This window comes from Massilia sp. CMS3.1 (assembly GCF_051262535.1).
In the GTDB taxonomy this organism is placed as follows: domain Bacteria; phylum Pseudomonadota; class Gammaproteobacteria; order Burkholderiales; family Burkholderiaceae_D; genus Telluria.
Window position 1 is genome coordinate 1 of record NZ_JBIMES010000101.1, and the last position, 300, is coordinate 300.

Below are 300 nucleotides of genomic sequence, written 5' to 3' on the forward strand. Positions count from 1 at the left end.
GCCTGTAGCAGTCGGGCCCAGTGGTGCGCGCCGCTACACGCTTCCATCCCGATCTCGCAGCCCGGCTCGATCCTGTCGAGCAGTACTTTGATCCAATCACCACGGACCAGCTTGCGCCGCCAGACCGTCGTTTCCGAGCGGTCTACGCCGTGCAGTTGAAAGACATTTTTTGCCAGATCGACCCCAACGCGGATAAGCTTCATGGTGGACTCCTTCTTTCCAAACCGGTTGTCTGGAAACTCCAGTTTGGCACTAACGTGCCCTCAGGGGGAGGAGGAGTCCATCCCATTGCTTCGGGTC

The 300-nt window shown here is 59.0% G+C and carries 1 pseudogene; it reads right to left on the bottom strand.

Annotated features, from left to right (window positions below):
• A pseudogene (locus ACHAC9_RS24595) lies at positions 1 to 203 on the bottom strand (IS110 family transposase); the annotation flags it as partial.
• Positions 204 to 300 lie beyond the last annotated feature (97 nt).